The sequence below is a fragment of the Nocardia sp. NPDC050717 genome (assembly GCF_040654275.1).
Taxonomy (GTDB): Bacteria; Actinomycetota; Actinomycetes; order Mycobacteriales; family Mycobacteriaceae; genus Nocardia.
On the sequence record NZ_JBFAHR010000029.1, the window covers coordinates 21,263 to 30,913 of the forward strand.

The 9,651-nt window shown below is 68.6% G+C and carries 10 protein-coding genes; all 10 read right to left on the reverse strand.

All coding sequences use genetic code 11. The annotated features are described in order from the left end of the window. Positions 1 to 12: 12 nt before the first annotated feature. Positions 13 to 186: a hypothetical protein gene (locus AB0H56_RS31285; protein WP_357170209.1), complete on the reverse strand. Its 174-nt coding sequence runs from the start codon at positions 184 to 186 to the stop codon at positions 13 to 15. 483 nt (positions 187 to 669) lie between these two features. Next, positions 670 to 2,091 (reverse strand): Re/Si-specific NAD(P)(+) transhydrogenase subunit beta, encoded by a 1,422-nt coding sequence (gene pntB, locus AB0H56_RS31290; protein ID WP_357170212.1) that lies wholly within the window; start codon positions 2,089 to 2,091, stop codon positions 670 to 672. A 28-nt stretch (positions 2,092 to 2,119) separates the two neighbouring features. Then, positions 2,120 to 3,643: a Re/Si-specific NAD(P)(+) transhydrogenase subunit alpha gene (locus tag AB0H56_RS31295; protein ID WP_357170215.1), complete on the reverse strand. Its 1,524-nt coding sequence runs from the start codon at positions 3,641 to 3,643 to the stop codon at positions 2,120 to 2,122. Continuing rightward, positions 3,640 to 4,734 carry an acyl-CoA dehydrogenase family protein gene (locus tag AB0H56_RS31300; RefSeq protein WP_357170218.1) on the reverse strand — a complete coding sequence of 365 codons (1,095 nt, stop codon included), beginning with the start codon at positions 4,732 to 4,734 and terminating at the stop codon, positions 3,640 to 3,642. Before AB0H56_RS31300 ends, AB0H56_RS31295 begins: the two co-directional genes overlap by 4 nt. Beyond that, complete coding sequence (locus AB0H56_RS31305) at positions 4,731 to 5,909, reverse strand: acyl-CoA dehydrogenase family protein (protein ID WP_357170221.1); 1,179 nt, start codon at positions 5,907 to 5,909, stop codon at positions 4,731 to 4,733. Before AB0H56_RS31305 ends, AB0H56_RS31300 begins: the two co-directional genes overlap by 4 nt. After that, positions 5,906 to 7,129 (reverse strand): acyl-CoA dehydrogenase family protein, encoded by a 1,224-nt coding sequence (locus tag AB0H56_RS31310; protein WP_357170224.1) that lies wholly within the window; start codon positions 7,127 to 7,129, stop codon positions 5,906 to 5,908. Before AB0H56_RS31310 ends, AB0H56_RS31305 begins: the two co-directional genes overlap by 4 nt. Further along, positions 7,129 to 8,160 (reverse strand): phosphotransferase family protein, encoded by a 1,032-nt coding sequence (locus AB0H56_RS31315; RefSeq protein WP_357170227.1) that lies wholly within the window; start codon positions 8,158 to 8,160, stop codon positions 7,129 to 7,131. Before AB0H56_RS31315 ends, AB0H56_RS31310 begins: the two co-directional genes overlap by 1 nt. Next, positions 8,160 to 8,612, reverse strand: a complete 453-nt coding sequence (locus AB0H56_RS31320; RefSeq protein WP_357170230.1) for a MaoC family dehydratase — start codon at positions 8,610 to 8,612, stop codon at positions 8,160 to 8,162. Before AB0H56_RS31320 ends, AB0H56_RS31315 begins: the two co-directional genes overlap by 1 nt. After that, positions 8,609 to 9,367, reverse strand: a complete 759-nt coding sequence (gene fabG, locus AB0H56_RS31325) for a 3-oxoacyl-ACP reductase FabG (protein WP_357170233.1) — start codon at positions 9,365 to 9,367, stop codon at positions 8,609 to 8,611. The genes AB0H56_RS31320 and fabG overlap by 4 nt, the downstream gene beginning before the upstream one ends. A gap of 29 nt (positions 9,368 to 9,396) precedes the next feature. After that, the coding region (locus AB0H56_RS31330) for an SDR family oxidoreductase (protein ID WP_357170236.1) at positions 9,397 to 9,651 on the reverse strand (255 nt) is incomplete at its 5' end.

Genomic DNA, 9,651 nt, shown 5'->3' on the forward strand with positions numbered 1-9,651 from the left:
TCGAGCGCCCGGTCACAGGAACTCGAAACAGCGAAGCGGGCCATCTGCCCGGACGGAGTCGGCGACGAGCGGGACGATCGGAGGTTTTCGGGGCGCCCCGAGAGCGTGACCGCCCGCGTCGTCCTCGATCCGGATACCGACCACGTTGATCGCGTGCGTCGCGGAACCGATCGTCGCTTCGGTCATCATGCTCCTCTTTCGATTCGACGAGATCGTGTGCGTGCACGCCGTCGACAGTGGATCCTTACGGACGTCGATAGTAGTCATACGTCTGAGTCGTATGACTATGATCGTGAGGTACAGGTCACCGGTTTGTCAACAAGCATCGGGCAATTCTCATGAACGCCACCCCTTCCGGCTGGCGAGATCGACTCGCGACCCGGTTGCGAGCGAAGTGGCGTGCAGCATCTGCGCAAGCTCCTGCAGAGCTTGCCGGTCCGGGGCTCTTGCGCGCAGGATCAGCCTCGCCTGCACCCCAACTCGGCCGATGACCAAGGCCACAAACAAGTCGGCGGCGGCGGCCAAGGCGATCTACCAGCTATCTTCGCGACAAGCCCCGAACACAAGGGAACTGGCGAGCTTCGCGGCCGCCACTCGGGAGACCCAAGGTCCGGGAGGCCGTGCCGCCAGGCCGCCTCTGAATCATCCGCGATATCACCCTGCTCGATATCACAGTGCCTTGACGATGTCGGCGACCCGGTCCTTCGCGTCGCCGAACAGCATCGCAGAGTTCTCCCGGAAGAACAGGGGATTCTGCACACCGGCGTACCCGGAGGCCATGGATCGTTTGAACACGACGACGTTGTCGGCCTCCCATACCGTGAGCACGGGCATGCCCGCGATGGGGCTGGCCGGGTCCTCCGAGGCCGCCGGATTGACGGTGTCGTTGGCGCCGATCACCAGAACCACGTCGGTACCGGTGAAATCGTCGTTGATCTCGTCCATCTCCAGCACGATGTCGTAGGGCACCTTCGCCTCGGCCAGCAGCACGTTCATGTGGCCGGGCAATCGACCCGCGACGGGGTGCACGCCGAAACGCACACTCACGCCCCGCTCGCGGAGTCTGCGGGTGAGTTCGGCGACGCCGTGCTGGGCTTGGGCCACGGCCATCCCGTAGCCGGGCGTGATGATCACCGAGTTCGCCCCGGTGAGCAGCTCGGCGACGGCGTCGGCAGTGATCTCACGATGCTCGCCCAGGTCGGTGTCACCAGCCGGGCCCGCGGTAATGCCGAAGCCGCCCGCGATGACCGACAGGAACGAGCGGTTCATCGCCTTGCACATGATGTAGGACAGGTACGCACCCGAGGAGCCGACCAGCGCGCCGGTGATGATCAGCAGATCGTTGCCGAGCAGGAAGCCCGACGCCGCGGCGGCCCACCCGGAATAGCTGTTGAGCATCGACACCACGACCGGCATGTCACCGCCGCCGATGGAGGCGACCAGATGCCAGCCGAGGAGCAGTGCGACCACGGTGACCGCCACCAAGGTCCACAGCCACGGGTCGACGACGAACCACACGGTCAGCGCGGCGAACAGCACCAGCGCCCCGAGATTGAGAATGTTCTTGCCCGGCAACGTCATCGGCGCCGAGGCGATCCGTGCCGAGAGCTTGAGGTAGGCCACGACCGAGCCGGTGAAGGTGACCGCGCCGATGAACACCCCGATCGCGACCTCGGCCCCATGGATTCCCAGCAGGCCCTCGGCGCGCAGCAGCTCGGCATCCACACCGCCGGGATGTCGTTCGACGTGCAGATAGCCGTTCCAGCCGACGAGCACGGCCGCCAGACCGACGAACGAATGCAGCAGCGCGATCAGTTCGGGCATCCCAGTCATCTCGACGATGCGGGCCCGCCACAGGCCCAGCGCCGCACCGAGTGCGGTCGCGCAGGCCAGCAGTACCAGGCCCACCGGCTCGATGTCGCGACCGATCGCCAGCGCGACGGTGGCGCCGAGGGCCACCGCCATCCCGGTGATGCCCAAGGTGTTGCCCATCTTGGCGGTGTCGTGTCGGGCCAGGCCGCCCAGGGCGAGGATGAGCAACAGCGCCGCGACGATGTAGGCCGAATTGGCCACGGTCTCAACGGAAATCATGAGAGTTCACTCCGAGGTCGGGCGCAGCTCAGCTGCGGGAGAACATGGCGAGCATGCGGCGGGTCACCGCGAAGCCACCGAAGATGTTGATGCTCGCCAGCAGGATCGCCGCGAAGGACAGTCCCGTGATCCACGGATCGCCGTGTCCGATCTGCAGCAGCGCGCCGACCACGATGATCCCGGAGATCGCGTTGGTCACCGACATGAGCGGGGTGTGCAGCGCGTGGTGCACGTGGCCGATCACGTAGTAGCCGATCACGATCGCCAGCGCGAACACTGTCAGGTGTCCCTGCAACGCGGGCGGCGAGATCGCGATCAGCCCGAACACCACGGCCGCCGCGACCAGCACCAGCCCGATGCGGCGCCGGGCGGACATCGGTTCCTTCGCCGGTGCGGGTGCGGGCGGGACGACGGGTTCGGCCGTCGGCTTCGCCGAGACGGCGACCGCCGGCGGCGGCCAGGTGACCTCACCGCCGCGCACGACGGTGATAGAACGCTGGACCACATCGTCGAAGTCCAGGACCAGCCTGCCGTCCTTGCCCGGCGTCATCAGCTCCAGTAGGTTCGCCACGTTCGTGCCGTACAACTGCGAGGCCTGCGCGGGCAGTCGACCGGCCAGATCGGTGTAGCCGATGATGGTGACGCCGTTGTCGGTGACGATCGCGCGGTCGACGACGGTGCCCTCGACATTGCCGCCGTTCTGCGCGGCCATGTCGACGATGACACTGCCGGGCGTCATCGAGGCCACCATCTCGGCGGTGATGATGCGCGGTGCGGGGCGCCCGGGGATCAGGGCGGTGGTGATGACGATGTCGACATCGGCGCACTGCTCGGCGTAGAGCCGCGCCTCGCGGGCCTTGTAGTCCCCGCTCATCTCCTTGGCGTAGCCGGTAGCCGACACCTCGGCCTCGCCCGAGTCGATCGAGAGATATTCTCCGCCAAGGGATTTCACCTGATCGGCGACTTCCGGCCGCGGATCGGTCGCGCGCACGACGGCGCCGAGGCTGCCCGCGGCACCGATGGCGGCCAGCCCGGCCACCCCGGCACCGACCACCAGGACCTTGGCGGGCGGTACCTTGCCCGCGGCGGTGACCTGCCCGGTGAAGAACCGGCCGAACGCGTGCGCGGCCTCCACGACCGCGCGATAGCCCGCGATATTGGCCATCGAGGACAGCACGTCCAGCGACTGGGCCCGCGAGATGCGGGGCACCGCGTCCATGGCCAGGGCGGTGATCGGCCGCCTGCCGAGGTCGGTGACCAGATCCGGATCGTTCACCACCCCCAGCAGACTGATCACGGTGGCACCGGGGTTCATGTCGTCGAGTTGGTAGGTCGCGGGCGCGTTGACACCGAGCACGACATCGGCGGCGCGCGCGTTGCCGATCGTGGCACCCGCCTCGACGTAGGCGTCGTCGGAGAAGGAGGCGAGACTGCCCGCGCCGGTCTCGACCACGACGTCGTAGCCGAGCCGGACGAGCCGAGTGACCGTCGTCGGGGTGGCGGCCACCCGGGTTTCGCGCGGGCGTGCCTCGCGCAGGACACCGACGATCATGCTCCCGCAACCTCGACCAATTCGGCCAGCCACGCCCGGTGCGCACCGGCGGTGCCGAAGGCGAGCTGGTCGGCCTTGGCGCGCTTGAGGTACAGGTGGGCCGGATGCTCCCACGTCATACCCATGCCGCCGTGCAGCTGCACCGCCTCTTCGCCGGCGTGGACCGCGAGGTCGCTGCAGAACGCCTGGGCCACCGCCGACGCGACGGGCGCGTCGGCGTCGTCCGCGGCGAGGGTGGCCGCTGCGTAGCGGGCGGCGGCATTGCCGGACTCGACCGCGGTGTACAGATCGGCCAGCCGGTGCTTGATCGCCTGGAATCCGCCCACCACGCGACCGAATTGGCGCCGCTGCTGCAGATACGACACGGTCTCGTCGAGGCACCACCGCGCCACCCCGTACTGCTCCGAGGCGAGCAAGGCGGTGCCCGCGGCGAGCGCGCGCCGCACCGCGGCCTCGCCGTCTGCCACGACCAGTTCGCCTGCGGCACCGTCGAATTCGATGTCGGCGAGCTGGCGGGTCATGTCGAAGGAGACGACCGGGGTGAGCTCGGCGTCGGTGGACGACACCGCATACAGGGCAAGGCCATCGGGCCCGGTGGCCGGGACCAGCAGCACGTCGGCTTCGAGCGCACCGGCGACGCTGCTGACAGCGCCGGTCAGCCGCCCGTCGGCACCTGTCGAGACGGTGCGCAGCACGGTGTGGACCGCGGTGGTCAACGGGACGGCCAGGGCGGCTGTCCGCTCCCCCGCCGCGAGCTGACCCAGCAGCGCCGAACCACTGCCGAGCAGCGCGGTAGTGGCCACCACGGCGCTGGTCAGGAACGGCACCGGGGCGACGAAGCGCCCGAGTTCTTCGAGCACGACCGCCGCCTCGCGGGCCGAGGCGCCCGCGCCGCCGTCCTGCTCGGGGACGAGCAGACCGGCCAGGCCGAGGTCTACCGCGAGGTTCTTCCACAAGTCGTCGACCATCGTGCGGTCGCCGTCGTAGAGGGCGGTGACCGCGCCGGGTTCGCATCGGGAGGTCAGCACCGAGCGCACGACGGTGCGCAGGTCTTCCTCGACTTCGGTGTAGAGCAGATCGAGCTCGGTCATCGCGCGACTTCTTTCCAGGGACGGTCCTTGTCGGTGCGCGGCTCGGCGGGCAGGCCGAGAATGCGCTCGGACACGATGTTTCGCAGGATTTCGGAGGTGCCGCCCTCGATCGAGTTGCCCTTGGCCCGCAGGTAGCGGTAGCCCGCGTCGCGCGCGTTCATGTCGACACGTTCCGGACGGACCAGGGTCCAGTCGTCATAGCGCAGCCCGTCCTCGCCGAGCAGCTCCAGCTCGAGCCCGGACAACTGCTGGGCGATCCGGGCGAAGGACAGCTTCATCGCCGCCCCCTCCGGGCCGGGCTGGCCCTGGGCCAGCTTCTGCCGCAGACGCAGTCCGGTGAGCCGGGCGACCTCGGCGTCGACCCACAACCGCAGCAACCGGTCGTGCAGCTCCGGGGTACGCAGCCGCGGGTTCTCGCGCCAGGTGTCGGCGACCACGCCGATCATCCCGGACTCGCGGGCGCTGGCCTTGCCGCCGATCGCGACCCGCTCGGTGTTGAGTGTCGTGTTGGCGATGCGCCACCCGTCGCCCTCGGCGCCGAGGCGCTGGTTGTCGGGGACGCGGGCGTCGGTGATGAAGACCTCGTTGAACTCGGCCTCACCGGTGATCTGGCGCAGTGGCCGCACCTCGATACCCGGCTGGGTCATGTCGATCAGGAAGTACGTCATGCCGCGGTGTTTGGGGATGCCCGCGTCGGTGCGGGCCAGCAGGATCGCGAACTGTGCCAGATGCGCGCTCGAGGTCCACACCTTCTGCCCGTTGACCACCCACTCGTGGCCGTCGCGGACCGCGCGCGTGCTCACGTTGGCCAGGTCGGACCCGGCGCCGGGCTCACTGAACAGCTGGCACCAGATCTGTTCACCGGTCCACAGCGGACGCAAGAACCGCTTCTGCTGCTCCTCGGTGCCGCAGGCGAGAATCGTCGGACCAGCCATGCCGAGCCCGATGACATTGGCGTTCGGGTTGTTGTCCGGGGCACCGGCTTGCTCGAAGAGCTGGTCCACCTCGGTCTGCCAGGCGTGTGGCAGACCGAGACCGCCGTGACCTTCGGGGAAGTACACCCACGCCAGGCCCGCGTCGTAGCGAGCGCGCAGGAACTCGAGGCGCTCGGTGGTGGCGGGATCGTTGACGGCGAGGAATTCCCCGATCCTGGTGCGGAGTTCGTCGACGGTCATCGGGCCTCCCGTTGTTTGCGCAGCTCGTTCTTGGCCAGCGCGTTCTTGTGGACCTCGTCCGGACCGTCGGCGAAGCGCAGCGTGCGGTTGCCCGCGTAGGACGCGGCCAGCGAGAAGTCCTGTGACAGGCCGGCGGCGCCGTGGACCTGGATGGCCTTGTCGAGAATCCACTGCACGGTGGCCGGGGTGGCGATCTTGATCGCCTGGATCTCGGTGTGGGCGCCCTTGTTGCCGACGGTGTCCATCAGCCAGGCGGTCTTGAGCACCAATAGCCGCAGCTGTTCGAGTTTGACTCGCGACTCGGCGATCCAGTCCCGGATCACGCCCTGCTCGCTGAGCGGCTTACCGAAGGCGACACGTTCGTCGGCGCGGGCGCACATCGCCTCGATCGCGCGCTCGGCGACGCCGATGGCACGCATGCAGTGGTGGATGCGGCCGGGACCGAGCCGGGCCTGCGCGATGGCGAAACCGTCGCCCTCGCCACCGATCAGGTTGGCCGCGGGCACCCGCACGTCGGTGAACGACAGCTCCGCGTGCCCGCCGTGATCGTGGTCGTCGTAGCCGAAGACCTCCATGCCGCGGATGATCTCCACGCCAGGAGTGTCGCGCGGGACCAGGATCATCGACTGCTGGCGGTGCCTGCTCGCGGACGGGTCGGTCTTGCCCATGACGATGAAGATCTGGGCGTTGGGGTTCATCGCGCCGGTGATCCACCACTTACGGCCGTTGAGCACGTAGTCGTCGCCGTCGCGCTCGATGCGGGTCGCGATATTGGTGGCGTCGGAGGAGGCCACGTCTGGCTCGGTCATCGCGAAGGCGGACCGGATCTGTCCCTCCAGCAACGGCTCCAGCCATTGCTTGCGCTGGGCCTCGGTGCCGAACTGCGCCAGCACCTCCATGTTGCCGGTGTCGGGCGCGGCGCAGTTGAGGATGGCCGGGGCCAGATGCCCACTGCGGCCGGTGATCTCGGCCAATGGCGCGTACTGCAGATTGGTCAGCCCCGCACCCTCCTCGCCGGGCAGGAACAGGTTCCACAGACCGCGCTTGCGGGCCTCGGCGCGCAACTCGGTCATGACCGGCACCGAATCCCACGCCCAACGGTTGTCGAGCTGGGACAGCTGCTCGCGGAACACCGGTTCGGCCGGGTAGATGTGGGTGGCCATGAAGTCCAGCAGCGTGGCCCGCAATTCCTCGGTGCGGGCGTCGTAGGCGAAATCCATCAGCGGTGCTCCTTCAGTGCGGTGAGGCCGGTTTCGAGGAGGGGCTCAATCGCCGCGCCGACGGTGTCGAAACCTTCGCCGACCGTCTGGCCGTGCAGATGGCGGTAGTGGATGCCCTCGAGGATCGCGGCCAGTTTGAAGGCGGCGAGCCCGAGGTAGAAACCGAACCGGGACATGTCGCGATCGCTGCGCGCGGTGTAGCGCGCGATGATCTCGTCCTCGGACAGGAAGCCCGGGGCGACCGACGCGTCGGCCACAGTGAGCCCGTTCGACCGGCCTGCGGCGAGGCGGCCGTAGACGATCATCAGCGCCAGGTCGGTGAGCGGGTCACCGAGGGTGGCCATCTCCCAGTCGATGACCGCCGCGAGCCGGTCGCGGCTGTCGGTCAGCACGTTGTCGAGCCGGTAGTCACCGTGCACGATGCCCACCGCCGACTCGGCGGGCACTTCGGCGGCCAGCCGCGCATGCAGTTCGTCTGCCAGGGGCAGCTCGCGCGAGTGCGACGCGTCCAGCTGCTTCTTCCAGCGACGCACCTGACGCTCGAGGAAACCCTCGGGACGGCCGAAGTCGGCGAGCCCGATCGCCGCCGGGTCGACCGCGTGCAGCACGGCGAGGGTGTCGATCAGGTCGGTCGAGATCGCCCGTGTCCGTTCGGGTCCCAGCTCGCCCAGCTCCGCGGCGGTCCGGTACGGCGTGCCCTCGATGTACTCCATCACGTAGAAGGGCGCGCCGAGCACGGTGTCGTCCTGGCACAGCGCGTACATCGTCGGCACCGGCACGTCGGTGGACTGCAAGGCGGCCATCACGCGATATTCGCGCGCCATGTCGTGGGCGGTGGCCAGCACATGGCCCAGCGGCGGGCGCCGCACGATCCAGCGGGTGGTGCCGTCGCTGACCTCGTAGGTCAGGTTCGACTTGCCGCCTGCGATCAGCTTGCCGCTCAGAGCGGAGCTGGTCACCGGAAGCTGACCGCGCAGCCACGTCGAGAACCGGCCGAGATCCAGGCCCGGAAGGTCGGTCCGGGTTTCCATCAGGCCACCACGAGGGTGAGCGATTCGACCACGCACACCGGCTTGTCGCCGCCCTCGCGTTCGATCGCGACCTTGGCGGTCACCAGGTGTCCCGCGGCACCCGCCGCGACCGAGGCGAGCTCGACCCCGGCCCGTACCTTCGAGTCCACCGGCACCGGCGCCGGGAAACGGAGCTTGTTGGTACCGTAGTTGACCATCATCGCCACGCCGTCGACCCGATACACCTGCGCCACCAGCAGCGGAATCAGCGACAGGGTCAGGTAGCCATGCGCGATGGTGGTCCCGAACAGACCGTTGGCCGCCTTCTCGGTGTCGATGTGGATCCACTGGTGGTCACCGGTCGCGTCGGCGAAGGCGTTGATCTGCGCCTGGGTGATGGTGTGCCACTCGGAATAGCCGAGATGCGACCCGACCGCGGCCTCGAGTTCGGCGATGCCCTGGAAGGTCCTCATGCCTTCGGCCCTCCCGCCACGTAGAGCACCTGACCGGACACGAAGCCGGCGCACTCGCTGGCGAAGAACGATACCGCGTGCGCGATATCCTCGGGCACACCGGTGCGAGCCACCGGAATCTCCTTGGCGGCACCGGCTTTGAAGTCCTCGAATGGAATGCCGATGCGCGCTGCGGTGGCCGCGGTCATCTCGGTCTCGATGAAACCGGGCGCGATGGCGTTGGCGGTGACGCCGAACTTGCCGAGCTCGAGGGCGAGGGTCTTGGTGAAGCCCTGCACACCCGCCTTGGCGGCGGCGTAGTTGGCCTGGCCGCGGTTGCCGAGCGCCGAGGTGCTCGACAGGTTGACGATGCGGCCGAACTTGGCCTCGGTCATGTACTTCTGGACCGCGCGGGTCATCAGGAAGGCGCCGCGCAGGTGCACGTTCATGACGGTGTCCCAGTCGCCGAGGGACATCTTGAACAGCAGGTTGTCCCGGATGACGCCGGCGTTGTTGACCAGCACGGTCGGGGCGCCCAGCTCGGCGACGACCCGCTCGACCGCCGCGGTGACGGCGGCCTCGTCGGATACGTCGGCGCCGATGGCGATCGCGCGGCCACCCGCGGCCTGGATCTGCTCGACGACCGGCTTACAGGCGACCTCGTCGAGGTCGATCACGGCCACGGCCATGCCGTCGGCGGCGAGCCGGCGGGCGACGCCGGCGCCGATGCCACGGGCGGCGCCGGTGACGATCGCGGTCTTGGTGGGGGTGCTCATAGTTGTCTCCTGGAAGTTCGGTGTTGTTGTCAGACGCCGCCGGTCAGCGTGACGCCGCCGTCGAGGACTAGTAGTTGGCCGGTGACCCAGGACGCGTCATCGGAGAGCAGGAACGCCACCGCGCCTGCGATGTCTTCGGGCACACCGAGGCGCTTGAGCGGGTAGGTTTTGGCGAGCTCAGCTTCCTTACCCTCGTAGAGCGCGGTGGCGAACTTGGTCTTCACCACGGCGGGCGCCACCGCGTTGACGCGGATGTCCGGGCCGAGTTCCACGGCCAGTTCCTG